The 25,127-nt window shown below is 63.2% G+C and carries 35 protein-coding genes; 30 read left to right on the top strand and 5 right to left on the bottom strand.

Features of this window, described 5'->3' with window-relative positions:
- Nucleotides 1-25: 25 nt before the first annotated feature.
- The 4 genes from IIE29_RS13260 to IIE29_RS13245 form a co-directional block, all read right to left on the bottom strand.
- Nucleotides 26-1,051, bottom strand: a complete 1,026-nt coding sequence (locus IIE29_RS13260) for an ATP-dependent 6-phosphofructokinase (protein ID WP_209325778.1) — start codon at nucleotides 1,049-1,051, stop codon at nucleotides 26-28.
- A complete protein-coding gene (locus IIE29_RS13255; RefSeq protein WP_209325777.1) occupies nucleotides 1,048-1,731 on the bottom strand; it encodes a DUF1707 SHOCT-like domain-containing protein in 684 nt (227 codons plus the stop codon). Before IIE29_RS13255 ends, IIE29_RS13260 begins: the two co-directional genes overlap by 4 nt.
- A gap of 216 nt (nucleotides 1,732-1,947) precedes the next feature.
- Entirely contained in the window at nucleotides 1,948-4,155 is a 2,208-nt protein-coding gene (gene katG / locus IIE29_RS13250) for a catalase/peroxidase HPI (RefSeq protein ID WP_209325776.1), read from the bottom strand.
- 121 nt (nucleotides 4,156-4,276) lie between these two features.
- Nucleotides 4,277-4,753 (bottom strand): Fur family transcriptional regulator, encoded by a 477-nt coding sequence (locus IIE29_RS13245; RefSeq protein WP_209325775.1) that lies wholly within the window; start codon nucleotides 4,751-4,753, stop codon nucleotides 4,277-4,279.
- A gap of 452 nt (nucleotides 4,754-5,205) precedes the next feature.
- On the opposite strand from IIE29_RS13245, the gene rpsL reads away from it, so the two are divergent.
- The 27 genes from rpsL to map all read left to right on the top strand — a co-directional run bounded on the left by rpsL (nucleotide 5,206) and on the right by map (nucleotide 22,519).
- Nucleotides 5,206-5,580 (top strand): 30S ribosomal protein S12, encoded by a 375-nt coding sequence (gene rpsL, locus IIE29_RS13240; protein WP_092015674.1) that lies wholly within the window; start codon nucleotides 5,206-5,208, stop codon nucleotides 5,578-5,580.
- Nucleotides 5,580-6,050: a 30S ribosomal protein S7 gene (gene rpsG, locus IIE29_RS13235; protein WP_209325774.1), complete on the top strand. Its 471-nt coding sequence runs from the start codon at nucleotides 5,580-5,582 to the stop codon at nucleotides 6,048-6,050. Before rpsL ends, rpsG begins: the two co-directional genes overlap by 1 nt.
- A 99-nt stretch (nucleotides 6,051-6,149) precedes the next feature.
- Entirely contained in the window at nucleotides 6,150-8,255 is a 2,106-nt protein-coding gene (fusA, locus tag IIE29_RS13230) for an elongation factor G (protein ID WP_209325773.1), read from the top strand.
- Between the two features lie 116 nt (nucleotides 8,256-8,371).
- Nucleotides 8,372-9,565, top strand: a complete 1,194-nt coding sequence (gene tuf / locus IIE29_RS13225) for an elongation factor Tu (protein ID WP_209325772.1) — start codon at nucleotides 8,372-8,374, stop codon at nucleotides 9,563-9,565.
- A gap of 494 nt (nucleotides 9,566-10,059) precedes the next feature.
- Nucleotides 10,060-10,368 carry a 30S ribosomal protein S10 gene (rpsJ, locus tag IIE29_RS13220; RefSeq protein WP_009379191.1) on the top strand — a complete coding sequence of 103 codons (309 nt, stop codon included), beginning with the start codon at nucleotides 10,060-10,062 and terminating at the stop codon, nucleotides 10,366-10,368.
- Nucleotides 10,369-10,379: 11 nt separating this feature from the next.
- On the top strand, nucleotides 10,380-11,054 hold the full coding sequence (gene rplC, locus IIE29_RS13215; RefSeq protein ID WP_209325771.1) for a 50S ribosomal protein L3: 675 nt from the start codon (nucleotides 10,380-10,382) through the stop codon (nucleotides 11,052-11,054).
- A gap of 5 nt (nucleotides 11,055-11,059) precedes the next feature.
- Nucleotides 11,060-11,713 carry a 50S ribosomal protein L4 gene (rplD, locus tag IIE29_RS13210; protein WP_209325770.1) on the top strand — a complete coding sequence of 218 codons (654 nt, stop codon included), beginning with the start codon at nucleotides 11,060-11,062 and terminating at the stop codon, nucleotides 11,711-11,713.
- Nucleotides 11,710-12,009 (top strand): 50S ribosomal protein L23, encoded by a 300-nt coding sequence (rplW, locus tag IIE29_RS13205; RefSeq protein ID WP_209325769.1) that lies wholly within the window; start codon nucleotides 11,710-11,712, stop codon nucleotides 12,007-12,009. The genes rplD and rplW overlap by 4 nt, the downstream gene beginning before the upstream one ends.
- Nucleotides 12,010-12,039: 30 nt before the next feature.
- Entirely contained in the window at nucleotides 12,040-12,876 is an 837-nt protein-coding gene (gene rplB / locus IIE29_RS13200) for a 50S ribosomal protein L2 (protein ID WP_209325768.1), read from the top strand.
- A gap of 15 nt (nucleotides 12,877-12,891) precedes the next feature.
- A complete protein-coding gene (rpsS, locus tag IIE29_RS13195; protein ID WP_135537125.1) occupies nucleotides 12,892-13,173 on the top strand; it encodes a 30S ribosomal protein S19 in 282 nt (93 codons plus the stop codon).
- A 42-nt stretch (nucleotides 13,174-13,215) separates the two neighbouring features.
- Nucleotides 13,216-13,602 carry a 50S ribosomal protein L22 gene (rplV, locus tag IIE29_RS13190; protein WP_025777926.1) on the top strand — a complete coding sequence of 129 codons (387 nt, stop codon included), beginning with the start codon at nucleotides 13,216-13,218 and terminating at the stop codon, nucleotides 13,600-13,602.
- Complete coding sequence (rpsC, locus tag IIE29_RS13185; protein WP_209325767.1) at nucleotides 13,602-14,417, top strand: 30S ribosomal protein S3; 816 nt, start codon at nucleotides 13,602-13,604, stop codon at nucleotides 14,415-14,417. The genes rplV and rpsC overlap by 1 nt, the downstream gene beginning before the upstream one ends.
- Before the next feature lie 3 nt (nucleotides 14,418-14,420).
- Nucleotides 14,421-14,837 (top strand): 50S ribosomal protein L16, encoded by a 417-nt coding sequence (rplP, locus tag IIE29_RS13180; protein WP_209325766.1) that lies wholly within the window; start codon nucleotides 14,421-14,423, stop codon nucleotides 14,835-14,837.
- 2 nt (nucleotides 14,838-14,839) lie between these two features.
- The gene (gene rpmC / locus IIE29_RS13175; protein ID WP_246475954.1) at nucleotides 14,840-15,091 is read left to right on the top strand and encodes a 50S ribosomal protein L29; all 252 of its coding nucleotides are present in this window, start codon (nucleotides 14,840-14,842) and stop codon (nucleotides 15,089-15,091) included.
- Nucleotides 15,091-15,378: a 30S ribosomal protein S17 gene (rpsQ, locus tag IIE29_RS13170; RefSeq protein WP_209325765.1), complete on the top strand. Its 288-nt coding sequence runs from the start codon at nucleotides 15,091-15,093 to the stop codon at nucleotides 15,376-15,378. Before rpmC ends, rpsQ begins: the two co-directional genes overlap by 1 nt.
- A 144-nt stretch (nucleotides 15,379-15,522) precedes the next feature.
- Nucleotides 15,523-15,891: a 50S ribosomal protein L14 gene (gene rplN, locus IIE29_RS13165; RefSeq protein WP_025777921.1), complete on the top strand. Its 369-nt coding sequence runs from the start codon at nucleotides 15,523-15,525 to the stop codon at nucleotides 15,889-15,891.
- A 2-nt stretch (nucleotides 15,892-15,893) separates the two neighbouring features.
- A complete protein-coding gene (rplX, locus tag IIE29_RS13160; protein ID WP_166970657.1) occupies nucleotides 15,894-16,262 on the top strand; it encodes a 50S ribosomal protein L24 in 369 nt (122 codons plus the stop codon).
- Nucleotides 16,262-16,831 (top strand): 50S ribosomal protein L5, encoded by a 570-nt coding sequence (rplE, locus tag IIE29_RS13155; protein WP_209325764.1) that lies wholly within the window; start codon nucleotides 16,262-16,264, stop codon nucleotides 16,829-16,831. Before rplX ends, rplE begins: the two co-directional genes overlap by 1 nt.
- 67 nt (nucleotides 16,832-16,898) lie before the next feature.
- A complete protein-coding gene (rpsH, locus tag IIE29_RS13150) occupies nucleotides 16,899-17,297 on the top strand; it encodes a 30S ribosomal protein S8 (RefSeq protein ID WP_209325763.1) in 399 nt (132 codons plus the stop codon).
- A gap of 16 nt (nucleotides 17,298-17,313) precedes the next feature.
- Entirely contained in the window at nucleotides 17,314-17,850 is a 537-nt protein-coding gene (gene rplF, locus IIE29_RS13145) for a 50S ribosomal protein L6 (RefSeq protein WP_209325762.1), read from the top strand.
- A 2-nt stretch (nucleotides 17,851-17,852) separates the two neighbouring features.
- A complete protein-coding gene (gene rplR, locus IIE29_RS13140) occupies nucleotides 17,853-18,233 on the top strand; it encodes a 50S ribosomal protein L18 (RefSeq protein ID WP_209325761.1) in 381 nt (126 codons plus the stop codon).
- Entirely contained in the window at nucleotides 18,230-18,913 is a 684-nt protein-coding gene (gene rpsE / locus IIE29_RS13135) for a 30S ribosomal protein S5 (RefSeq protein WP_216629780.1), read from the top strand. The genes rplR and rpsE overlap by 4 nt, the downstream gene beginning before the upstream one ends.
- The gene (gene rpmD, locus IIE29_RS13130; protein WP_209325760.1) at nucleotides 18,913-19,095 is read left to right on the top strand and encodes a 50S ribosomal protein L30; all 183 of its coding nucleotides are present in this window, start codon (nucleotides 18,913-18,915) and stop codon (nucleotides 19,093-19,095) included. The genes rpsE and rpmD overlap by 1 nt, the downstream gene beginning before the upstream one ends.
- A gap of 1 nt (nucleotide 19,096) precedes the next feature.
- Nucleotides 19,097-19,549 (top strand): 50S ribosomal protein L15, encoded by a 453-nt coding sequence (rplO, locus tag IIE29_RS13125; protein WP_209325759.1) that lies wholly within the window; start codon nucleotides 19,097-19,099, stop codon nucleotides 19,547-19,549.
- Nucleotides 19,550-19,771: 222 nt separating this feature from the next.
- Nucleotides 19,772-21,073 (top strand): preprotein translocase subunit SecY, encoded by a 1,302-nt coding sequence (gene secY / locus IIE29_RS13120; RefSeq protein WP_209325758.1) that lies wholly within the window; start codon nucleotides 19,772-19,774, stop codon nucleotides 21,071-21,073.
- A gap of 49 nt (nucleotides 21,074-21,122) precedes the next feature.
- Nucleotides 21,123-21,689 (top strand): adenylate kinase, encoded by a 567-nt coding sequence (locus IIE29_RS13115; protein ID WP_209325757.1) that lies wholly within the window; start codon nucleotides 21,123-21,125, stop codon nucleotides 21,687-21,689.
- A complete protein-coding gene (gene map, locus IIE29_RS13110; protein ID WP_209325756.1) occupies nucleotides 21,686-22,519 on the top strand; it encodes a type I methionyl aminopeptidase in 834 nt (277 codons plus the stop codon). The genes IIE29_RS13115 and map overlap by 4 nt, the downstream gene beginning before the upstream one ends.
- 59 nt (nucleotides 22,520-22,578) lie before the next feature.
- On the opposite strand, the gene IIE29_RS13105 is transcribed toward map, so the two are convergent.
- Nucleotides 22,579-23,724: a MalY/PatB family protein gene (locus IIE29_RS13105; RefSeq protein WP_209325755.1), complete on the bottom strand. Its 1,146-nt coding sequence runs from the start codon at nucleotides 23,722-23,724 to the stop codon at nucleotides 22,579-22,581.
- A gap of 428 nt (nucleotides 23,725-24,152) precedes the next feature.
- Between IIE29_RS13105 and infA the strand changes: the two genes are divergently transcribed.
- The 3 genes from infA (at nucleotide 24,153) to rpsM (ending at nucleotide 25,127) form a co-directional block, all read left to right on the top strand.
- Nucleotides 24,153-24,374, top strand: a complete 222-nt coding sequence (gene infA, locus IIE29_RS13100) for a translation initiation factor IF-1 (RefSeq protein ID WP_009379245.1) — start codon at nucleotides 24,153-24,155, stop codon at nucleotides 24,372-24,374.
- Between the two features lie 59 nt (nucleotides 24,375-24,433).
- Complete coding sequence (rpmJ, locus tag IIE29_RS13095) at nucleotides 24,434-24,547, top strand: 50S ribosomal protein L36 (protein ID WP_009884960.1); 114 nt, start codon at nucleotides 24,434-24,436, stop codon at nucleotides 24,545-24,547.
- A gap of 211 nt (nucleotides 24,548-24,758) precedes the next feature.
- The gene (rpsM, locus tag IIE29_RS13090) at nucleotides 24,759-25,127 is read left to right on the top strand and encodes a 30S ribosomal protein S13 (RefSeq protein WP_025777905.1); all 369 of its coding nucleotides are present in this window, start codon (nucleotides 24,759-24,761) and stop codon (nucleotides 25,125-25,127) included.

The following is a 25,127-nucleotide window of genomic DNA, read 5'->3' as shown; positions in this document are numbered from 1 at the left end:
CGCGCCGTTCTCTCGGGCGAAGGGCTCAGCCGAAGAGGACCTGTGCCTCTTCCCACCGGTGCAGAGGCACCGATTTGAGGCTATCGACGGCTGAAGACATCTCGACGGAGACGATGTCGGTGCCCTTGAGGCTGGCCATCTTGCCCCAGTGGCCGTGCTGGGCCAGATCGGCGGCCGCCATCCCCAGCCGGGTCGACAGGACCCTGTCGTAGGCAGTGGGGGAGCCGCCTCTCTGCAGGTGTCCGAGGATTGTGGCACGGGACTCGATGCCTGTGATCTCCTCGATCTTCGGCGCCAGATGATTCGCGATCCCGCCGAGGCGGGTCCGTCCCTTGTTGTCGACACCCTGGTCAGCGATCTGTGAGTCGAGCCCCTCAGGGATGAAGCCTTCGGCAACGACGACGATGGGTGCGCGTCCGCGTTCTCTCGCCGAGGTCACCCAGGCGGCGATCTGGTCGAAGGAGACGGGGAACTCGGGCATGAGGATCGCATGTGCACCGGCTGCCATTCCTGCGTGCAGGGCGATCCACCCGACATTGCGGCCCATGACTTCGATGACCATGCATCGATGATGGGATTCGGCCGTGGTGCGCAGCCGATCGATCGCCTCGGTGGCAATGGACTGGGCGGTGTCGAAGCCGAAGGTGTAGTCCGTGTTGCCGAGATCGTTGTCGATGGTCTTGGGCACTCCGACGATATGAAGACCCTCCTCATGGACCAGCCGAGAGGCACCTGCGAGAGTACCTTCGCCGCCGATGGCGATGAGCGAATCGATGTCGTGAGCCGCCATGACCTCGCGCATCCGATCGGGTCCGCCGCCTTCATAGGGATGGGTGCGGGACGTGCCGAGGATCGTGCCGCCGCGTCCGGAGAGGCCGCGGACGTCGAGCATCGACATGTCGAACATGTCATCATCGAGCAGTCCGCGCCAGCCGTCGCGGATGCCGACGAATGAGGCATTGTGGGTGCGGATTCCCTTGCGGACGATGCCGCGGATGACTGCATTGAGACCCGGGCAGTCTCCACCCGAGGTGAGTACGCCGATCTTCATTCCAGTTGTCCCTGATCCTTTGCTCGGTAGCCTTTGGCAAGCCGCACATCGTGTCCGGCCATGAGTGAGAAGCCCTTGAGGACGAGTATCCCATTGGACCCGTCTCCCTTGGCCGACGCGCGGATCTCGTTGCCGGCCATGATGTTGATCGTCTCATCGCGGATGCGCACACCCGGCGGGACGAAGATGTTATGCCCCGCCCACATCGCGTAGCTCGCGAGCTCGACCGTCACACCGGGTCCCATCACATCGCAGAGGTCGATGTCGTCCCCGCCCATGAGCGCATAGGTGGTCACCGCTGCGGTCCCCGGAGGAACATCGACCTCGCGGCCGGAGAGAACCGCCACGGAATTCATCGGAGACGCTGAGCCGGGATCGGCCAAGGGCCCCGGCACGTTCGACCCGCTCCGAGTCACAGCGGTGCCCGGGGCTCCGCCTTGCCCGGTCTGTCGCTGCAGTGCGCGGAGGAGTTCGTGTCCCTCCGGCAGATCTTCGATGAGCGGGATCAGTTCGTCGAGGAATTTCGCCGAGATGGCTTCGTCCTGCCGCTCGGCGGTCTCGTTCGGATCGAGACGACCGGAGGAGACGGCCTCGGTGATGACCCCGAGCACGGCATCGCGGTCCTTGTCGGAGGCGCGGATGCGCCGAGCCGGAGGCGGCGGGGAATCGTCATGGGGCATGAAGCCAGTGTAGCGGGAACCCCGTGTCGCGGGTGGGTGTCCGGCACGCAGCCGGTTCGGTCTCCGCAGAACCCAACGGCCCGAACCGAGGACCTAGCGGCCCGAATCGAGTACGCAGATGCCCCCACCGCGAACGGTGGGGGCACCTGTCTTCTCCTCGGAGGCCTCAGAGCTCAGCCGGTGCGGGTGACATCGCGCTGAGCTGCGGGCACAACCTCAGCGGTGGAGATCGTAGCGGTCGGCTTCGACGAGCTTGGTCCAGACCTTGACGAAGTCGGCGACGAACTTCTCACCGGCGTCATCGGATCCGTAGACCTCGGCGATGGCGCGCAGCTCGGAGTTCGCTCCGAAGAGGAGATCGATCCGGCTGCCGGTCCACAGCTTCTCACCGGAGGGGGAGAAGCACTCGTAGACATCGGCGGTCTCCGATGGGCCGACGGGCTTCCACGTGTTGCCGAGTTCGAGGAGGTTGACGAAGAAGTCATTCGTCAGCTCGCCCGGACGGTCGGTGAAGACACCGAGTTCGGAGCCGTCGAAGTTGACGCCCAGGACCCGCAGCCCACCGATGAGCACAGTCATCTCCGGAGGAGTGAGTCCGAGCAGGCTGGCGCGGTCGAGCAGCAGGTACTCGGCCTTGAGCGGCAGATCCTCGGTGAGGTAGTTGCGGAAGCCGTCGTGGGTGGGCTCGAGGAAGCTGAAGGAATCCACATCCGTCTGCTCCTGAGTTGCGTCTCCGCGTCCGGTGGTGACGGGCACGGTGATCTCATGGCCGGCGGCCTTGGCCGCGGTCTCGACTCCGACGGCACCTGCGATGGCCAGAACATCGGCGAACGATGCACCGGTCTGCTCTGCGATGCCCTCGAGCACGGGAAGCACCTGGTCGAGCTCGGCAGGCTCATTGACCTCCCAGCTGCGCTGCGGCTCGAGACGGAGGCGGCCGCCGTTGACGCCGCCGCGCTTGTCCGAGACGCGGTGCGAGGAGGCCGCGGCCCACGTTGTCGACACGAGCTGCGAGACCGTCAGACCCGAGTCGCGGACCGCGGCCTTGACAGTCTCCAGAGCGCTGTCGTCGAGCGGGGTGCCGGCCGGAACCGGGTCCTGCCAGATGAGCTCCTCGCTGGGGACCTCGGGGCCGAGGTAGCGGGTGGCCGGGCCCATGTCGCGGTGGGTGAGCTTGAACCAAGCGCGGGCGAAAGCTTCCTCGAACGCCTTCTGATCGTCCTTGAAGCGGCGTGAGATCTTCTCGTAGATCGGATCGAAGCGCAGCGACAGGTCGGTCGTGAGCATGCGGGGTTCGCGGCGTCCGCTGCCCTGGGCCATCGGGACCATATCGTCTCCGCCGCCGTCGATGGGGCGCCACTGCAGGTGTCCGGCCTCGTTCTCGAAGACCTCCCACTCGTAGGCGAAGAGGATATGGAAGAACTCGTTGTCCCAGCGCGTGGGGTGGTAGGTCCAGGTCACCTCGATGCCGCTGCCGACGGTGTCGTTGCCCTGGCCGGAGCCGAAATCGCTGCGCCAGCCCAGACCCTGCTCCTCGAAGGGGGCAGCCTCGGGGTCGGCCCCCTTGTGGGACTCGGGCGCCGCACCATGGGTCTTGCCGAAGGTGTGGCCACCGGCGATGAGGGCGACCGTCTCCTCGTCGTTCATCGCCATCCGCGCGAAGGTCTCGCGGATATCGATGGCCGCCTTGAGCGGGTCCGGTTCGCCCTCGGGCCCTTCGGGGTTGACGTAGATGAGCCCCATGGTGGTCGCGGCCAGCGGCTTCTGCAGCTCGCGGTTTCCGGCATAGCGCTTGTCGGTGCCCAACCATTCGGACTCCGAACCCCAGTACACATCGTTGTCCGGCTCCCAGACATCGTCACGACCGCCGGCGAAGCCGAAGGGCTTGAAGCCCATCTGTTCGAGACCGACGTTGCCGGCGAGGATGAACAGGTCGGCCCAGGAGATCTTCTTGCCGTATTTCTTCTTCACCGGCCACAGCAGCCGTCGGGCTTTGTCCAGCAGAACGTTGTCGGGCCAGGAATTCAGCGGAGCGAAACGCTGCTGACCTTCGCCTCCGCCGCCGCGTCCGTCCTGCACGCGGTATGTGCCGGCTGAGTGCCAGGCCATGCGGATCATGAAGGGGCCGTAGTTGCCGAAGTCAGCGGACCACCATTCCTGATTCGTCTTCTGCAGCTGTTCGATATCGGCCTTGAGCTGGAAGTAGTCGAGGCTGTTGAACTCGGCTTCGTAATCGAAGTCGGGGTCCATGGGATCGCGCGCGGGCTGACCCTTCGCGAGGATCTTGAGGTTGAGACGGTTCGGCCACCACTGTGCGTTGGCGTCGCCCTGAACGGGGTTGACCAGCTGCTCGGAATCCGGCGCCGTCGCCGGCTCCTTGCTCGTATGGGCGACAGGGCAGCCGCCGGTGGTCGTGTGCATCATCGTGTTCCTTTCACAGTCGAGTCGGCTTCGGCGACTCGGTTGACGACAAAGGCTGACCTCGAAAAGAGGGCATAGAGGTGTCCTCGGAAGAAGACGGATGGAATATGAACGAGCCTCGGGCTCACACGGCCGAGCGGTGGTCGTCACCGACCATCGCAGCGCCGGAGACCGCACAGTCGGGGCACAGGCCCCAGAAGGTCACTTCGGCCTGTTCGATGACGAAGCCCGCATCATGGGACGGAGTCAGACAGGGGGCCTGACCGACCGTGCAGTCGACATCGACGATGAGACCGCACGAGCGACACACCAGGTGGTGGTGATTGTCCCCGATCCGCCGCTCGTACCGAGCAACCGAACCGGAAGGTTGGATGCAGCGGACGAGCCCCACCTCGGTGAGGGTGTGGAGCGAGTCGTAGACAGCCTGGTGGGAGACTGCGGGCAACGTCTCCCGGACGGAGCGGATGACGGTCTCGGTATCGGCATGCGGGTGGACCCGTACGGCCTCGAGCACTGCGACCCGCTGTTTCGTCACACGCAGGGAGGTCTGCCGCAGAGCTGTGGCAGGGTCCTCTTCGTGTCCGTGTTTGGTCTCGTTCACATGTCCAGAATGCCTGCTTCTTTTGAATCAGTCAAGGAAAGCGCCTGTCCGCGCGCCGAGGCGGCCCCGGGGCGGGGCAGTGGTGCTCGATCCGCAGGGCCGGGTGGGGTAGGGTGGTTCTTCGCCATTTTGACCAGATGTGCAGAAGAGAGATATTCTGTAAAGCGACTGATTGTGTTATCTGCGTCGTCGGACGATCCTGCCGAGTGTTCTGTGAGACTCGGACCCCCTGTGAGAATTCGACGATGCGGGCCGCCGTGACGTCGGTTCTGCCGCTCCATGTCAATACGACACACCCGAGCGCAGGGGTCGATGACTCGCGTGGTTACTGGCATCGGGAGCCAAGCTTCACCCGGTGTTCAGTCGGATATGTCCCACGGTTCACAGAGACGACTGCGGTTGTGGCCGGAATTGGGAATTAGGTCTATCGAGAAGCAAATGGAGAACGCTTAGTGCCGACAATCCAGCAGCTCGTCCGCAAGGGACGGCATGTCAATTCAGCAGGATCCGACGCTCCTGCCCTCAAGGGCAGCCCGCAGCGTCGCGGAGTGTGCACCCGTGTGTACACCACCACCCCAAAGAAGCCGAACTCGGCTCTTCGCAAGGTCGCTCGTGTAAAGCTTTCGAGCCAGATCGAGGTGACCGCCTACATTCCGGGCGAGGGACACAACCTGCAGGAGCACTCGATCGTGCTCGTGCGCGGTGGCCGCGTCAAGGATCTGCCCGGTGTCCGCTACCGGATCGTTCGCGGTTCGCTCGACACCCAGGGCGTCAAGGGCCGTCAGCAGGCCCGCAGCAAGTACGGTGCGAAGAGGGAGAAGAAGTAATGCCACGCAAAGGTCCTGCACCCAAGCGACCGATCGTCGTCGACCCGGTCTTCAGCTCACCGCTCGTCACGCAGCTGATCAACAAGATCCTGCTCGACGGCAAGCGCTCGACCGCAGAGCGGATCGTCTACGGTGCCCTCGAGGGCACGCGCGAGAAGAACGGCAACGATCCCGTTGTCAACCTGAAGAAGGCTCTCGACAACATCCGTCCGTCCCTCGAGGTGCGCTCCCGCCGAGTCGGCGGTGCGACCTATCAGGTGCCGGTCGATGTTCGCCCGACTCGTTCGACCACCCTGGCTCTGCGGTGGCTGGTGGGCTACGCCCGTCAGCGTCGTGAGAAGACCATGACCGAACGGCTCATGAACGAGATCCTCGACGCCGCAAACGGCCTCGGTGCCGCAGTCAAGCGCCGCGAGGACACTCACAAGATGGCGGAATCCAACAAGGCCTTCGCCCACTACCGCTGGTAATCGCCTTCTCTGCTGACCGGCCGGCGGGCATCGCTCGTGAGGCCTGCCGACCGGTCAGCCGGGGGAGTCGAGCAAATCATCGATTGAGAGAGAGACACCGTGGCACTTGACGTGCTCACCGACCTGAACAAGGTCCGCAATATCGGCATCATGGCCCACATCGATGCCGGTAAGACAACCACGACCGAACGCATCCTCTTCTACACCGGCGTGAACTACAAGATGGGCGAGACCCACGATGGCGCCGGCACGATGGACTGGATGGCGCAGGAGAAGGAACGCGGCATCACGATCACCTCGGCCGCGACCACCTGCTACTGGCACGACAACCAGATCAACATCATCGACACCCCCGGTCACGTCGACTTCACGGTCGAGGTCGAGCGCTCGCTGCGCGTCCTCGACGGTGCCGTTGCCGTGTTCGACGGCAAGGAGGGCGTCGAGCCCCAGTCCGAGACCGTGTGGCGTCAGGCCGACAAGTACGACGTCCCGCGCGTCTGCTTCGTCAACAAGATGGACAAGCTCGGTGCTGACTTCTACTTCACCGTCCAGACCATCAAGGACCGCCTCGGAGCCAAGCCGCTGGTCATCCAGCTGCCGATCGGAGCCGAGAGCGAATTCGCCGGTGTCGTCGACCTGCTGGACATGAAGGCCTACGTCTGGCCGGATGAGTCCAAGATGGGTCAGGACATGACGGAGATCGAGATCCCCGAGGATCTCAAGGAACGTGCCGTCGAATACCGGGCACAGCTGGTCGAGGACGTCGCCGAGAACTCGGAAGAGCTCATGGAGAAGTACCTCGAGGGCGAAGAGCTCACGACTGCTGAGATCAAGAGCGGAATCCGCGAACTGGTCATCAAGTCCGAGGCGTTCCCCGTGATGTGCGGTTCCGCGTACAAGAACAAGGGTGTCCAGCCCATGCTCAACGCGGTCATCGACTACCTGCCCTCGCCGCTCGATGTGCCTCCGATGATCGGACACAACCCGAGCAACGACGAAGAAGAGCTCACGCGCAAGCCTGCGAAGGACGAGCCGTTCTCAGCCCTGGCGTTCAAGGTCTCCACGCACCCGTTCTTCGGCTCGCTGACCTATGTCCGCGTGTACTCCGGTCATGTGAAGTCCGGCGACCAGGTGCTCAACACCAGCTCGGGCAAGAAGGAGCGCGTCGGCAAGCTCTTCCAGATGCACTCCAACAAGGAGAACCCGGTGGAAGAGGCCTTCGCCGGCCACATCTACGCCTTCATCGGTCTCAAGGACACGACGACGGGTGACACGCTCAGCGATCCGGCGAACCCCATCGCACTCGAGTCGATGACGTTCCCGGAGCCGGTGATCTCCGTGGCCATCGAGCCGAAGACCAAGAGCGACCAGGAGAAGCTGTCCGCAGCCATCCAGAAGTTCGTCAAGGAAGACCCGACCTACCAGGTCGAGCTCGACGAGGAGACCGGTCAGACGGTCATCCGCGGAATGGGCGAACTGCACCTCGACATCCTCGTCGACCGCATGCGTCGCGAGTTCAAGGTCGAGGCGAACGTGGGCAAGCCGCAGGTCGCCTACCGCGAGACCATCCGTCGCACTGTCGAGAAGTACGATTACACCCATAAGAAGCAGACGGGTGGATCGGGACAGTTCGCGAAGGTCCAGGTCACCTTCGAGCCTCTCGAGGTCGAAGGCGATACGATTTACGAGTTCGAGAATGCCATCACGGGCGGGCGTGTTCCGCGCGAGTACATTCCGAGCGTCGACGCCGGAATCCAGGACGCCATGCAGCTTGGCACTCTGGCCGGCTATCCGCTGGTCGGTGTCAAGGCCACACTGGTCGATGGCGCCTACCACGACGTCGACTCCTCGGAGATGGCATTCAAGATCGCCGGATCGATGGTCTTCAAGGAGGCCGTCAAGAAGGCGAACCCGGTTCTGCTCGAACCGGTCATGGACGTCGAGGTGCGCACCCCTGAGGAATACATGGGTGACGTCATCGGCGACCTGAATTCCCGGCGTGGCCAGATTCAGTCCATGGACGATGCTTCCGGTGTGAAGGTCGTCAAGGCTGTGGTCCCGCTGTCGGAGATGTTCGGCTACATCGGTGATCTGCGGTCGAAGACCCAGGGCCGTGCGGTGTACTCGATGACCTTCTCCAGCTATGCGGAGGTCCCGAAGACTGTTGCCGAGGAGATCATCCAGAAGGTGCGCGGCGGAGAGTAATCTCCGGAATCCGGTCGCCCCGGTGATCAAGAACATGATCGCCGGAATGCAAGATAACCAACAAAAGGTCTAAGATATGAACCGCATATCTTTTGACAACCACGAGGAGGAACCCAGTGGCAAAGGCTAGTTTCGAACGGACTAAGCCGCACGTCAACATCGGCACCATTGGCCACGTTGACCACGGAAAGACCACCCTGACCGCCGCGATCACCAAGGTCCTGGCGGATCAGTACCCGGATCTCAACGAGGCTCGCGCCTTCGACCAGGTGGACAATGCACCTGAGGAGAAGGAGCGCGGCATCACCATCAACGTCTCGCACGTTGAGTACCAGACTGAGAAGCGTCACTACGCTCACGTCGATGCCCCGGGCCACGCCGACTACGTGAAGAACATGATCACCGGTGCGGCGCAGATGGACGGTGCCATCCTCGTCGTCGCCGCCACTGACGGTCCGATGCCCCAGACCCGTGAGCACGTGCTGCTCGCGCGTCAGGTCGGTGTGCCCTACATCGTCTGCGCCCTGAACAAGTCCGACATGGTCGATGACGAAGAGCTCCTCGAGCTCGTCGAATTCGAAGTCCGTGACCTGCTCTCGAGCCAGGACTTCGACGGCGACAACGCCCCGGTCATCCCGGTCTCGGCCCTCAAGGCGCTGGAAGGCGACGAGAAGTGGGTCAAGAGCGTGCAGGATCTCATGGCTGCCGTCGACGACAACGTTCCCGAGCCGGAGCGCGACGTCGACAAGCCCTTCCTCATGCCCGTCGAGGACGTCTTCACGATCACCGGTCGCGGAACCGTCGTCACCGGTCGCGTCGAGCGCGGTGTGCTTCTGCCGAACGACGACATCGAGATCGTCGGCATCAAGGACAAGTCGTCGAAGACGACCGTCACCGCCATCGAGATGTTCCGCAAGACCCTGCCGGATGCTCGTGCAGGTGAGAACGTCGGTCTGCTCCTGCGCGGCACCAAGCGCGAGGACGTGGAGCGCGGTCAGGTCATCGTGAAGCCGGGTTCGATCACCCCGCACACCAAGTTCGAGGCCCAGGTCTACATCCTGAGTAAGGACGAGGGCGGACGTCACAACCCGTTCTACTCGAACTACCGTCCGCAGTTCTACTTCCGGACCACCGACGTCACCGGCGTCATCACGCTGCCCGAGGGCACCGAGATGGTCATGCCCGGCGACAACACCGACATGTCGGTCGAGCTCATCCAGCCGATCGCCATGGAGGACGGCCTGCGCTTCGCCATCCGCGAGGGCGGTCGCACCGTCGGCGCCGGTCGAGTCACCAAGATCAACGCCTGATCTGACTCACTGAGCATTTCAGCCAGGGGCCGCAATCTTTCGGGATTGCGGCCCCTGTCGTATACGCGGATGGGGCAGATGCCTCGTCCGCTTCTTTCCGGTGGTGCTGGAGCTGCGCCGTCGGACGCGTCCGACGGCGCCGGGTTCGGCTGAGAGATCCCTCACAGGCACCATGCCCGGAATTGCGCGGCTCGAGTGCTCTGTGACAAGATGGTCAGGTTGCGTTTTGGGCGTTGACCCCTGCACTGCGGTAGTGATACCGCGAACAGCCCGAAACACTATCGGATCGATGAATCTGCACTCTGCGGGTTCGGACCGAGCAGCCATTGAGTAGAAGCGCCGTCGGCACTCGAGGAGAAGTGAGAAATTCTCCGCCGGGAACAGCCGACACGCCCGACCTCGGGGGTCGGTCATGGTCAGCCGGCACAGACGGCGGACGTCCCAGACGGACCGCACGTTGATGGCCGGAAGCAACTAAAGAAAGAGACGACGCCATGGCGGGACAGAAGATCCGCATTCGGCTCAAGTCGTACGACCACGCTGTGATTGACAGTGCCGCGCGCAAGATCGTGGACACCGTCACTCGCGCAGGTGCGACTGTTGTGGGCCCCGTGCCGTTGCCGACGGAGAAGAACGTGTACTGCGTCATCCGTTCGCCACACAAGTACAAGGACAGCCGTGAGCATTTCGAGATGCGCACGCACAAGCGTCTGATCGACATCGTCGATCCGACGCCGAAGGCCGTCGATTCGCTCATGCGTCTCGACCTCGCCGACGACGTCAACATCGAGATCAAGCTCTAAGGGAGGCAGCAATGGCGAATACTCGTTCAGCGGCTCTCCCGACCACCCGCAAGGTCAAGGGCCTTCTGGGGACCAAGCTGGGGATGACCCAGGTATGGGATGAGCAGAACAACCTCGTTCCGGTGACCGTGGTGGCCACCGGGAACAACGTCGTGACCCAGATCCGCAACGAGGAGACCGACGGTTATCCCGCTGTGCAGATCGCGTTCGGCGAGATCGATCCTCGCAAGGTCAACAAGCCGACTGCAGGCCATTTCGAGAAGGCCGGCGTGACCCCACGTCGTCACCTCGTCGAACTGCGCACCGCAGACGCTGCTGACTACGAGCTCGGCCAGGAGCTCGGCGTCGACACGTTCGAGGCCGGAATCAAGGTCGATGTGACCGCGAAGACCAAGGGCAAGGGAACAGCCGGTGTCATGAAGCGTCACGGCTTCGCCGGTGTCGGTGCCTCCCACGGTCAGCACCGCAACCACCGCAAGCCAGGTTCGATCGGCGGAGCCGCGACGCCTGGTCGCGTGTTCAAGGGCATGCGCATGGCCGGCCGTATGGGCGCTGTCAAGCACACCACCCAGAACCTCACGATCCACGCCGTGGACGGCGAGAACAACTTCCTGCTCATCAAGGGCGCCGTTCCCGGCCCCAAGGGTGGAGTCGTCCTCGTTCGCTCGGCCGTGAAGGAGGCCTGAACGCAATGACTGATGTCAAGACAGTCGACGTCATCGACGCCGCTGGTGCGAAAGCCGGCTCCGTTGAGCTGCCCGCCGAGGTCTTCGGCGTGGCCGCCAACGTGCCGCTGATCCACCAGGTCGTCGTTGCACAGCTGGCTGCGGCCCGTCAGGGCACGCACAAGACGAAGACCCGTTCCGAGGTCCGCGGCGGCGGTCGCAAGCCGTACCGTCAGAAGGGAACCGGCAACGCCCGTCAGGGTTCGATCCGCGCTCCGCAGTACAACGGCGGCGGAATCGTGCACGGACCGGTTCCGCGCGACTACTCGCAGCGGACGCCGAAGAAGATGAAGGCTGCCGCCCTGCGCGGTGCCCTGTCCGATCGCGCACGCCTCGATCAGGTCTTCGTTGTGAAGAATCTGGTCACCGGCGACGCGCCGTCGACCAAGCAGGCGAAGGCCGCTCTGGCCGGCCTGTCCGACCGCAAGAACACCCTCGTGGTGCTCGACCGCGATGACGAGCTCAACTACCTGAGCGTGCGCAATCTGCCCCACGTCCACGTGCTCACCTTCGATCAGCTCAACACCTACGATGTGCTGGTCGCCGATGACATCGTGTTCACCGAGGCAGCGCTGCAGTCGTTCCTGAGCGGCAACCGCAAATCGGAGGACGCATCATGAGTCTCAACTTCAAGGATCCGCGCGACATCATCGTCGCTCCGGTGGTCTCGGAGAAGACCTACAGCCTGATGGACGAGGGCAAGTACACCTTCCTCGTCGACCAGGACTCGAACAAAACCGAGATCAAGCAGGCCATTGAATCGATTTTCGATGTGCAGGTCGCCAAGGTCAACACCCTGAATCGTCAGGGTAAGCGCCGCCGCACCCGCACCGGCTGGGGGAAGCGCAAGGACACCAAGCGTGCCATCGTCGCCCTCAAGGACGGATCGATCGACATCTTCGGTGGATCGCTCTAAGCGATCCTTCGTCAAAGAAGGACAAGACTCATGGGAATCCGTAAGCACAAGCCGACGACCCCGGGCCGCCGTGGCTCGTCGGTCGCCGACTTCGTCGAAGTGACCCGGTCTACACCGGAGAAGTCGCTTCTGCGTCCGCTGCCCAAGCACGGCGGCCGCAACAGTCAGGGACGCGTGACCACTCGCCATCAGGGCGGCGGTCACAAGCGTCAGTACCGTGTCATCGACTTCCGCCGCCATGACAAAGATGGCGTTCCGGCGAAGGTCGCTCACATCGAATACGACCCGAACCGCACGGCTCGCATCGCTCTGCTGCATTACGCAGATGGAGAGAAGCGCTACATCATCGCACCGCAGAACCTCAAGCAGGGTGCGCAGGTGGAAGCCGGTCCGGGCGCAGACATCAAGCCGGGCAACAACCTTGCCCTGCGCAACATCCCAGTCGGCACCGTGGTGCACGCAGTCGAGATGCGTCCCGGTGGCGGTGCCAAGATCGCCCGGTCTGCCGGCTCCTCCGTGCAGCTCGTGGCGAAGTACGGTCGTTTCGCTCAGCTGCGGATGCCCTCGGGCGAAATCCGCAACGTCGATGCGCGCTGCCGTGCGACCGTCGGCGAGGTCGGCAACGCCGAGCAGTCGAACATCAGCTGGGGCAAAGCAGGCCGCATGCGTTGGAAGGGCAAGCGCCCATCCGTGCGCGGTGTCGTGATGAACCCGATCGACCACCCGCACGGCGGTGGCGAGGGCCGTACTTCGGGTGGTCGTCACCCAGTCAGCCCGTGGGGTCAGTTGGAGGGCCGCACACGCCGGCCGAACAAGGAGAGCGACAAGTACATCGTGCGCCGTCGCCGGACCGGCAAGAAGCGCTGATTGGAGTACTGACTTATGCCTCGTAGCCTCAAAAAGGGTCCTTTCGTCGACGAACACCTGTACCAGAAGGTGGCTCGTCAGAACGAGAAGAACACCAAAAATGTCATCAAAACATGGTCTCGTCGCTCGATGATCATCCCGGACTTCCTGGGACACACCATCGCAGTACATGACGGACGCAAGCATGTCCCCGTCTTCATCACTGAGTCGATGGTCGGACACAAGCTCGGCGAGTTCGCACCGACACGGACGTTCCGTGGCCACGAAAAGGACGATCGCAAGGGTCGCCGCCGCTGAGGCGGGGCACTCTTTCGATCCTAGATAAGAGAGAAGGAAGCGATGGAAGCCAAGGCTAAGGCGCGGTACCTGCGCGTTACGCCTCGCAAGGCTCGGCGCGTCATCGACCTCATTCGTGGTCAGCAGGCGACCGAAGCACTTGCAGTGTTGAAGTTTGCAGAACAGTCGGCATCAGATCCGATTTACAAGCTCGTGGCCTCCGGCATCGCCAATGCGCGTGTCCGGGCCGACGAGGAAGGCGTTGCGTTCGACGAGAACGAACTGGTCATCTCCGAAGCCTTCGTGGATGAGGGGCCGACCATGAAGCGGTTCCGTCCGCGTGCCCAGGGTCGTGCTTTTCGCATCGAGAAGCGCACCAGCCACGTGACCGTGGTCCTGGCCAGCGGTGACGACCTGCCTCAGCGCAAGAGCCGGAAGGGGAACCGTTAATGGGCCAGAAGATCAATCCGAACGGATTCCGACTCGGAATCACCACGGATCACAAATCCAAGTGGTTCGCTGACTCGACGAAGCCGGGGCAGCGCTACAAGGACTACGTGCTCGAAGATGTGAAGATCCGCAGGATGATGAACACCGGTCTGGAAAGGGCCGGCATCTCCAAGGTCAACATCGAGCGCACGCGTGACCGTGTCCGCGTCGACATCCACACCGCACGTCCGGGCATCGTCATCGGACGTCGTGGAGCCGAAGCCGACCGCATCCGCGGTCAGCTCGAAAAGCTCACCGGCAAGCAGATTCAGCTCAACATCCTTGAGGTGAAGAACCCCGAGGTCGACGCACAGCTCGTCGCTCAGGGCGTTGCCGAGCAGCTTGCCAGCCGCGTGGCCTTCCGCCGTGCGATGCGCAAGGCGATCCAGAGCGCTCAGCGTGCAGGTGCCAAGGGCATCCGCGTGCAGTGCTCCGGCCGCCTCGGTGGAGCTGAGATGAGCCGTTCCGAGTTCTACCGTGAAGGTCGTGTGCCGCTGCACACGCTGCGGGCGAACATCGATTTCGGCGTCCACGAAGCCCACACCACTTTCGGGCGCATCGGCGTCAAGGTGTGGATCTACAAGGGCGACCTGACCGACAAGGAGCTTGCCGCCGAGCAGGCCAAGGCTCCTGCTGCTCGTGGCCCGCGCGGCCGTGGGCGCGGTCGGGGTGGCCGCGGACGTGGTCAGGAAGGCGCATCGCGCCGCAATGACCAGGCCCGTAACACTGAGAACAGCGCCGAAGCCCCCGCGGCTGAGGCCGGATCGGAGGGCTGAGACATGCTGATCCCTCGTCGAGTGAAATTCCGCAAGCAGCACCACCCCAAGCGGGGCGGCGCCGCCAAGGGAGGCACGACGGTGTCCTTCGGTGAGTACGGCATCCAGGCTCTCGAGCCCGCCTACATCACCAACCGGCAGATCGAGGCCGCACGTATTGCCATGACGCGCTACATCAAGCGCGGCGGCAAGGTGTGGATCAACATCTACCCCGACCACCCGCTGACGAAGAAGCCTGCCGAGACCCGCATGGGTTCCGGTAAGGGTTCGCCGGAGTGGTGGATCGCCAATGTCAAGCCGGGTCGGGTCATGTTCGAACTCGCCGGTGTGTCCGAGGAAGTTGCTCGTGAGGCCCTGCGCCTTGCGATCCACAAGCTTCCGCTGAAGGCCCGTATCGTGGCCCGCGAAGGTGGTGAGTGAGAATGGCAATCGGTTCGAAGAACCTTTCCATCGACGCACTGGACGGTTTCGACAACGAGCGTCTGCTCGAAGAGCTCAAGAAGGCGAAGGCCGAGCTGTTCAACCTGCGGTTCCAGTCGGCCACCGGCCAGCTGGAGAGCCACGGTCGACTCAAGGCCGTGCGTCGCGACATCGCTCGTATCTACACCGTGCTCAACGAGCGGGAGCTGGAGATCCGGCCGAATCCCGCTGATGCTAAGGAAGAGGGCAAGTGATGGCGGAGACCACGAACACTGAGTCCACGGCTGCGGAGCGCAATACCCGCAAGACCGCACGTGGTTACGTTGTATCCGACAAGATGGACAAGACCATCGTCGTCGAGGTCGAGGAGCGCATGAAGCACCGCCTCTACGGCAAGGTCATGCGCAAGTCGGTCAAGTACAAGGTTCACGATGAGGAGAACACCGCCGGTATCGGCGACTTCGTCCTCGTGGCCGAGACGCGGCCGCTTTCGGCCGCGAAGCGTTGGCGGCTCGTCGAGATCATCGAACGCGCCAAGTAACCAATGCCACCCCACCCACCCGGTCCCGCCCGCGGCCTCCAGCAGGTCGCGGGCGGCTACCGGGAACGGGGTGAAATGTCAATGAATCCGTTCCGCAAGGCTCATGTTTCGGCGTGAGAACCAGCGCGACGACAGGAGAAAATAGTGATTCAGCAAGAGTCGCGACTCAAAGTCGCCGACAACACTGGCGCCAAGCAGATCCTGGCAATCAGGATCCTGGGTGGTTCCGGTCGGCGCTATGCCTCGATCGGTGACACCATCGTGGCCACCGTCAAGGACGCAATCCCCGGCGGAAACGTGAAGAAGGGCGACGTCGTCAAGGCCGTCATCGTCCGCACCGCCAAGGAACGCCGTCGTCCCGACGGCTCTTACATCAAGTTCGACGAGAATGCCGCTGTCATTCTCAAGAACGATGAGGAGCCGCGCGGAACCCGCATCTTCGGGCCCGTGGGACGCGAACTCCGCGACAAGAAGTTCATGAAGATCGTCTCCCTGGCACCGGAGGTGTTGTGAGCATGGCGAACAAGCTCAAGATCAAGAAGGGCGACCTCGTCCAGGTGATCGCAGGCGCTCGGGCCTCGCGTGGAGGCGATCGTGGGAAGCAGGGCAAGGTTCTTGCCGTCTACCCCGAGCGCAACCGCGTTCTCGTCGAGGGCGTCAACCGCGTGATCAAGCATAAGAAGGCTACGCAGACTCAGGCCGGCGGCACCGCTGGTGGCCGTGAGACCCACGAAGCCCCCATCCACGTATCCAACGTTGCGCTCGTTGACCCCAAGGACAACAAGCCGACCCGCGTCGGATACCGCGAGGAGAGCGTCGAGCGCGACGGCCGCACCAAGACCGTTCGGGTTCGCTACTCGCGTCGCACCGGGGAGGAGATCTGATGACGGAAACAACCACCAGCCGTCCCGCACCGCGTCTCAAGCAGGTTTACCGCGAAGAGATCATCGCGAAGCTGCAGGAAGAGTTCAACTACGCCAACCCCATGCAGGTTCCCGGACTGACCAAGGTCGTCGTGAACATGGGTGTGGGTGACGCAGCACGCGATTCCAAGCTCATCGAGGGTGCCATCAACGATCTGACTCTGATCACCGGTCAGAAGCCGGTCGTGACTCGGGCTCGCAAATCCGTGGCTCAGTTCAAGCTGCGCGAGGGTCAGCCCATCGGCGCTCACGTGACCATGCGTGGAGCACGGATGTGGGAGTTCATCGACCGCGTCATCTCTCTGGCGCTGCCGCGTATCCGTGACTTCCGCGGACTCTCGGATCGTCAGTTCGACGGCAACGGTAACTACACCTTCGGTCTCACGGAGCAGTCGATGTTCCACGAGATCGATCAGGACCGGATCGACCGCGTCCGCGGTATGGATATCACCGTCGTCACCACTGCGGAGACCGACGACGAGGGACGTGCACTGCTGCGTCACCTCGGGTTCCCGTTCAAGACAAAATAATCGCTACGTTGCAGGTCCAAGCACGGTACGTGGGCGGAAACCGTAACGAGGAAGGGCAAGTGCCCAAATGACAATGACTGATCCAGTCGCAGACATGCTTACGCGTCTGCGCAACGCCAACTCGGCTTACCACGAGGACGTCAGCATGCCGTTCTCGAAGCTCAAGTCGAACATCGCCGAGATCCTGAAGATCGAGGGCTACATCACCGACTGGAGCGTCGAGGACGCCGAGGTCGGCAAGACCCTGCTCCTCGACCTCAAGTTCGGACCCAACCGGGAACGTTCGATCGCCGGCCTGCGCCGTGTGTCGAAGCCGGGGCTGCGCGTCTACGCGAAGTCCACGAACCTGCCGAAGGTCCTCGGCGGACTCGGCATCGCCATCCTGTCGACCTCGTCAGGCCTCCTGACGGACCGTCAGGCCGCCAAGAAGGGTGTGGGTGGGGAAGTCCTCGCCTACGTCTGGTAAGGAAGGAGAGAAGAAGATGTCACGTATTGGCAAGAACCCGATCTCCGTTCCCAGCGGCGTCGAGGTCAAGGTCGACGGCCAGGATGTCGCCGTCAAGGGACCCAAGGGTGAGCTGTCCGTCACCATCCCGGAGCCGATCACCGTATCGCTCGAAGATGGTGTCATCACAGTGGCCCGTCCGGACGAAGAGCGCGAATCGCGCTCGCTGCACGGACTGTCCCGCACGCTCATCAACAATCTGATCGTCGGTGTGACCGATGGCTACTCCAAGGCCCTCGAGATCGTCGGAACCGGTTACCGTGTCCTGGCCAAGGGATCGAACCTCGAATTCGCCCTCGGCTACAGCCACCCGATCACCGTCGAGCCGCCGGAGGGCATCTCCTTCAGCGTCGACGGCCAGACGAAGGTTGCCGTTCACGGAATCGACAAGCAGCTGGTCGGTGAGACCGCTGCCAACATCCGGAATCTGCGCCGTCCCGAGCCCTATAAGGGCAAGGGCGTGCGCTATGCCGGCGAAATCGTCCGTCGCAAGGTCGGAAAGGCTGGTAAGTAAAGATGGCCTTTGGCAAGAAGGAAAGCTACGGCAAGGGCAGGGCAGCTGCTCGCAAGCGCCGTCACGCTCGTCTGCGCAAGCACGTGAGCGGAACGGCCGAGCGCCCTCGCCTCTCGGTGACTCGTTCCACGCGCCACGTCTTCGTCCAGGTCATCGACGACACCGTCGGCAAGACCCTGGTCTCGGCTTCCACCATGGAAGCCGATCTGCGGACATTCGAAGGCGACAAGACCGGCAAGGCCCGCAAAGTGGGCGAGCTGGTGGCCCAGCGCTCCAAGGACGCCGGTATCGAAGCCGTCGTCTTCGACCGTGGCGGCAATGCCTACCACGGCCGTGTGCAGGCAATCGCCGAAGGTGCCCGTGAAGGAGGATTGGCCCTATGAGCACTGAAGAGAACAAGGAACAGCAGGCGACTGCTGAGACCCGCAACGACAACAGCAGCGATCGCTCCTCCCGTGGCCGCGGCCAGGGTGGTCAGAGCGGCCAGGGCCGCGGACGCGGCGAAGGCCGTGGTCGCGGCGGTCGCGGCGACCGTGACGACAAGAACCAGTTCATCGAACATGTCGTGACGATCAACCGCGTGTCGAAGGTCGTCAAGGGCGGACGTCGTTTCTCCTTCACGGCTCTGGTCGTGGTCGGAGACGGCGACGGCATGGTCGGCATGGGATACGGCAAGGCGAAGGAAGTTCCTGCCGCCATCGCCAAGGGTGTCGAGGAAGCGAAGAAGAACTTCTTCCGTGTTCCGCGCATCCAGAAGACCATCCCGCACCCGGTCCAGGGCGAGGAAGCCGCAGGCGTCGTCCTGCTGCGTCCGGCCGCTCCCGGTACGGGTGTCATCGCCGGCGGACCGGTCCGCGCGGTCCTCGACGCTGCGGGTGTCCAGGACATCCTGTCGAAGTCGCTCGGTTCGTCGAACGCAATCAACATCGTGCACGCTGCGATCACTGCGCTGAAGAACCTCGAACGTCCCGAGGAAGTTGCGGCTCGCCGCGGCCTTCCCGTCGACGAGGTTGCTCCGCATGCATTGCTGCGAGCAGCTGCTGAAAGTGGGGCGAAGTCCTGATGGCAAAGCTCAAGGTTACTCAGCGCAAGTCCGCCATCGGGGGCCGTCAGAGCCAGCGCGACACGCTGCGTTCGCTCGGTCTCAAGCGGATCAACGACGTTGTGGTGCAGGATGATCGTCCCGAGATCCGGGGAATGATCAATACCGTGCGTCACCTCGTGACTGTGGAAGAGGTCGATTGATATGTCGAACAACGACTCGCTGAAGCTGCACGATCTCCGTCCGGCCCCAGGAGCCAAGACCGCCAAGACCCGTGTCGGTCGTGGTGAGGCTTCGAAGGGCAAGACAGCCGGTCGCGGAACCAAGGGCACGAAGGCCCGTTACCAGGTTCCGCACGGCTTCGAGGGCGGCCAGACTCCGATGCACATGCGTCTGCCGAAGCTGCGTGGGTTCAAGAACCCGGCCAAGGTGACGTTCCAGGTCGTCAACCTGGACAAGCTGTCCACCCTGTTCCCCGAGGGCGGAGACGTCACTGTCGCCGATCTCGTGGCCAAGGGTGCTGTGCGTGCGAAGCAGCCCGTCAAGGTTCTCGGCACCGGTGAGATCACCGTGGCCCTGAACATCACTGCAGACAAGTTCTCCGGCTCGGCAGCCGAGAAGATCAAGGCTGCAGGCGGAAGCGCCACCGAAGCCTGATCAGTTCCCGCACTGCGGGTCCCAGGCTACGGTTCGAGGGGGCGGTCACTGCGGTGACCGCCCCCTTCTGCATGCTCGATCAGGGGAATGAACGTCAGCCGCCACCGGGGCTCACCGGTTTCGGCCTTGGGGCCTCACCCTGATAGTCTTTTGCAGGTATTTGTCTCATTCGCCAGGTCGCGACCACGACTCTGACTTTCCATCCCCCAACGAGGAGGACGCTTGATCGGCGCAATCCGGAGGGCCTTCAGAACGCCCGACCTGAGGAACAAACTCCTCTTCACCCTGGGCATTCTCGTCATCTTCCGACTCGGCTCGTTCATTCCTTCCCCCGGCATCGATTACACCCAGGTGCAGGAATGCGTGGCTTCGCCTCAGCTCAACGAGGGCGGATTCGCGATGATCAACCTCTTCAGCGGCGGCGCGCTCCTGCAGCTGTCGATCTTCGCTCTCGGCATCATGCCCTACATCACCGCCAGCATCATCGTGCAGCTGCTGCGCGTGGTCATCCCGCGCTTCGAATCGCTGCATAAGGAGGGCGCCTCCGGTCAGGCCAAGCTCACGCAGTACACGCGCTACCTGACGATCGGCCTGGCTGTGCTCAACTCGACGACACTGGTCGCCACCGTCCGCTCCGGTGCGCTCTTCGGCAATGTCGAAGGCTGCCAGGACCTCATCGCCAACGACACCTGGTGGGGGATCACGGTCCTCGTGCTCACCCTGACCGCAGGCACGGGCCTGATCATGTGGCTGGGCGAGCAGATCACCGAACACGGCGTCGGCAACGGTATGTCCCTGCTGATCTTCACCTCGGTCGCTTCGGCCTTCCCCTCCTCGCTGGGCGCGATCTTCCGCGAGCAGGGCGTCGACATCTTCCTCATCGTCATGGCCGTGGGCCTCGTGCTCGTCGCCCTCGTGGTCTTCGTCGAGCAGTCGCAGCGACGCGTTCCGGTCCAGTACGCCAAGCGCATGGTAGGCCGACGGATGTTCGGCGGCACCTCGACCTACATCCCGATCAAGGTGAACATGGCCGGCGTCATCCCCGTCATCTTCGCCTCCTCGGTGCTCTATCTGCCGAGTCTGATCTCCCAGTTCTTCGACCCCGAATCCAAATGGGTCGAATGGATCAACACCTACTTCACCCGCGGGGATCATCCGATCTACATCACGGTCTACGCGCTGCTGACGATCTTCTTCGCCTATTTCTACGTCGCGATCACCTTCAATCCGGAAGAGGTCGCCGACAACATGAAGAAGTACGGCGGATTCATCCCGGGCATCCGCGCCGGTCGACCCACCGCCGACTACCTGAGCTTCGTGCTCAGCCGCATCAACTTCCCCGGCTCTCTCTACCTGGCCTTCGTCGCCCTGATCCCGCTGATCGCCCTGGTGCTGATCAACGCGAATCAGAACTTCCCGTTCGGCGGAACTTCTCTGCTGATCGTCGTGGGTGTCGGGCTGGAGACAGTCAAGCAGATCGACGCTCAGATGCAGCAGCGCCATTACGAGGGACTGCTGCGCTGATCACGACCGGACGCTGACGTTCAGCGGACGAACATTGGAAGGACACCTCATGAGCTCACGCATCATCCTGATCGGCCCGCCCGGGGCAGGCAAGGGCACCCAGGCCGCCCGTCTGTCCGAGGCACTCGGCGTTCCGGCGATCTCCACGGGAGACATCTTCCGGTCGAACGTCAAGGGTGAGACCGAACTCGGCAGGCTCGCCAAGCGCTACATGGACGCCGGCGAATACGTGCCCGACGAGGTGACCAACTCGATGGTCGCCGACCGTCTGGCCCAGGATGACGCTGCAGAGGGTTTCCTCCTCGACGGCTACCCGCGCACCAGTGCTCAGGTCGAAGAGCTCGATCGCATGCTCGCGGCCGAAGGCAAGGCCATCGAACACGTCGTCGAACTCACAGCCGATACCGACGAAGTCGTCGCCCGTCTGCTCACCCGCGCACAGACAGAAGGGCGCAGCGACGACAGCGAAGACGTCATCCGTCACCGCCTCGACGTCTACGAGGAGCAGACCCAGCCTCTGACCGATATCTACCGCAGGCGCGGACTGCTGCACCAGGTCGATGGTCTCGGCGAAGTCAACGACATCACCGAGCGCATCCTCGCCGCCATTCGATGATCTTCGGACCACGGATCGAGCTGAAGACTCCCGCCGAGCTTCAGGTCATGCATCGGGCCGGGCAGCTGACACGTCAAGTGCTTGCAGCGGCCCGGTCCGCGGCGGTTCCAGGAGCCACCACCGCCGAGGTGGCCGCAGCCGCAGAGCACGTCATCGTCGCGGCCGGCGCTCGGTCGAACTTCAAGGGATACCAGGGATTTCCGGCCGTCGTGTGCATCTCGGTGAACGAGGAGATCGTCCACGGGATCCCCGGCCCCCGAACGCTCGAAGCCGGCGACCTCGTCTCGATCGACGGCGGTGCCATCGTCGAAGGGTTCCACGGCGACTCTGCGCTGACGATGATCGTGGGCGGCGACGATGCCGGCAGCGCGGCCGACCGTGAACTGTCCGCAGCCACTGAGCAGGCCATGTGGGCCGGCATCGCGTCATTCGCCATCGGAACTCGAGTGAGCGACATCGGAGACGCGATCGATGATTTCGTGACCGAACGCTTTCCGCATCTGGGACTGGTCGAGGAATTCACCGGTCACGGGATCGGCACGGCCATGCACATGGCACCCGAGGTGCTCAACTACCGTGCACGATCCAATGGTCCGAAGATCAAGGCGGGCATGTGCCTGGCAATCGAACCGATGCTCACTCGAGGCGGTGGTGAGACGGTCACTCTCGATGATGACTGGACCGCGGTCACCGCCGACGGTTCGCGGGCGAGCCATTGGGAACACAGTGTGGCTCGCCACGTGGACGGCGTCTGGGTGCTGACCGCAGAGGATGGGGGAGCGGCCGGGCTGTCGCCCTTCGGGATCACGCCGGTGCCGCCGGCGGGCTGAGCCCGAAGAACGGAGGGGAGGACACGTCCGCGCACGCCGGGGCAGTGCCTCCGATCCCTTCAGAGGATCCGTGCGATCCGGTCGACTGCCTCGATGAGCAGGGGGCGGGGGAGCGCGAAGTTGAATCGGATGTGCCCAGCGCCGACCTCACCGCACAGCCGACCCTCGGTCACGGCCACCTCGGCGCGGGAGTTGATGTGGTCCGCCAGACCCGATTCGAGACCGTAGCCGCGCAGATCCAGCCAGGCCAGATAGGTGCCCTCCGGTGGGAGAAAGACTGCTTTGGGCAGCATGTCCGCGACGAGGTCGGTGAACAGATCACGGTTGCCCTTGAGGTAGCCGTTGATCTCGGTGAGCCAGTCACGTGAACGGGTGTAGGCGGCGGTGGTGGCAAGGATGCCGGGATTGGACGCGGCGCCGGAGACGAACTGCCCCTTCTGTGTCCAGAGGTCGCGATCGTCGGGTGCGGTGAGGATGAGCTGGGCGCATTTGAGCCCCGGGATGTTGAAGGCCTTCGACGCCGCTGTCGCGGTGGCCGTGTGGGCGGCGGTCGCCTCGGTGAGTGCGGCGTACGGGATGTGTCGGGCGGGACCGTAGACGACGGGAGCGTGGATCTCGTCGGAGAACACTCGGGCACCTGCGTCCTCGACCACGTCGGCGAGGGCGAGCAGCTCGGCTTCGGAGTAGACCTTGCCGATCGGATTGTGGGGATTGCACAGGACGAGCGTGGCGCCGGGCACGAGGGCGGCGGCGATCCCATCGAGATCCAACGACCAGCCGGTCTCGGTACGCCGCATCGGCACCTCGATGAGTTCGCGACCGGTGGTCCTCGCGACGTCGAAGAACGGCATGTATGCGGGGGTGGGCAGGACGATCGGCGTCCCGGCTGGTGTGAGATGGGTGAGCACGCCCAGGAAGGCCGCGATGACATCGCTGGCCGGTTGGATGTGGTCGTCCGGAATCCGCCAGCCGAAGCGATCTGCGTAGAAGTCGGCAGTCGCAGTCCTCAGCTCGGCTGTCAGAGCGTGGGGCGCATAACCGTAGAGGTCGTGCTCATCGAGTTCTCGCATCGCCTGACGGACCGCTGGGGCCACGCCGAAGTCCATCTCCGCGATGAAGGCTCCGATCGAGCCGGGGAAGGTCGACCACTTGCGCCCGCCCTTGGTGACGAGAGACTCTTCGGTGATGGCGTCGAGTTCGGACATCCTCATTCTCCTCTGCTGATCATTTCGACGGATCGCGGTCGACGACCCCATCTCCCGGCAGGAGGGGAGACGCTGCTCTCACGCTAGCAGTCGCGGCATCCGCGCTGGGGTGTCAGCGTCTTCGGCGTTCATGTGCGACGGCCCGGACCGCGGGCGACACAGCCGACCGTTGCGGTGCGGGTGGATTGTAAGCGACTTCACCCCGGGAAGCGAGCACCATGTGGAAGATTCTTCGTCCGTAGTGTAAGGTTGATGATTGGTCTGTTCTCACTCAACTCACCCTTTTTCAGATGTGGGCGGCTTCTGCCATCCACTTCTTTTCATGTGGTGACGAGGTCTGCAGTCCAAGGGGTCACCGACAGTGAGCCGGTGATACACGATTACGTCGAACGCGAAGGTTTCGCGGGAATACGAGGTTAGCGAACGATATGGCCAAAAAAGAAGGGGTCATTGAGATCGAAGGCACCGTTGTCGAGGCTCTGCCGAACGCATCGTTTCGGGTCGAGCTGAGCAATGGGCACAAGGTGCTGGCGCATATCTCCGGAAAGATGCGTCAGCATTACATCCGCATCCTTCCCGAGGACCGGGTCATTGTGGAGCTGTCTCCATACGATCTCTCGCGCGGACGAATCGTTTACCGCTACAAGTAAGGATCTTCGATCATTCGCGTCTTGCTCCATGCGGGCAAGGGCCGAAAGAAGGAAAAACGATGAAGGTTAAGCCCAGCGTCAAGAAGATCTGCGAGAATTGCCAGATTACCCGCCGCCACGGTCGGGTCATCGTCATCTGCTCCAACCCGCGCCACAAGCAGCGCCAGGGTTGAGCAGCTCGTTCTGAGCAGATCGAAGCTCCGCTGAGGAGCTTCAGCAGCACCACACCCGCGCAAACCTCGCCATCTGCGTTCGATTCCATGGGAAGTGCGAACTTCCGTGGACACCCGCAGGACGATACCTCCGGTCGGGGGCCGGAGACCTTGGGAGACCAGGGACAGGTTTGCATCAGCACCTCCGAAACAACAACAGGAGACAGTACCTATGGCACGACTTGCCGGAGTCGACATCCCGCGTGAAAAGCGCGTGGAAGTCGCCTTGACTTACATCTATGGTGTGGGCCGCACCCGTGCGCGCCAGACCCTGACCGAAACGGGAATCAGCCCTGATACCCGTGTGAAGGACTTGAGCGACGCAGAGCTCGTCCAGCTGCGTGACTACATCGAGGGCACATTCCAGGTTGAGGGTGACCTCCGTCGTGAGGTGGCCGCCGATATCCGCCGCAAGGTCGAGATCGGAAGCTATGAAGGCCTGCGTCACCGCCGCGGTCTGCCGGTTCGCGGTCAGCGGACCAAGACGAATGCGCGTACCCGCAAGGGCCCCAAGCGCACCGTGGCCGGTAAGAAGAAGTAA

Source organism: Brevibacterium renqingii, from assembly GCF_017808095.1.
Taxonomy (GTDB): Bacteria; Actinomycetota; Actinomycetes; order Actinomycetales; family Brevibacteriaceae; genus Brevibacterium; species Brevibacterium renqingii.
Note: the sequence above shows the minus strand (reverse complement) of the source record. Positions and strands in the feature narration are given on the sequence as shown.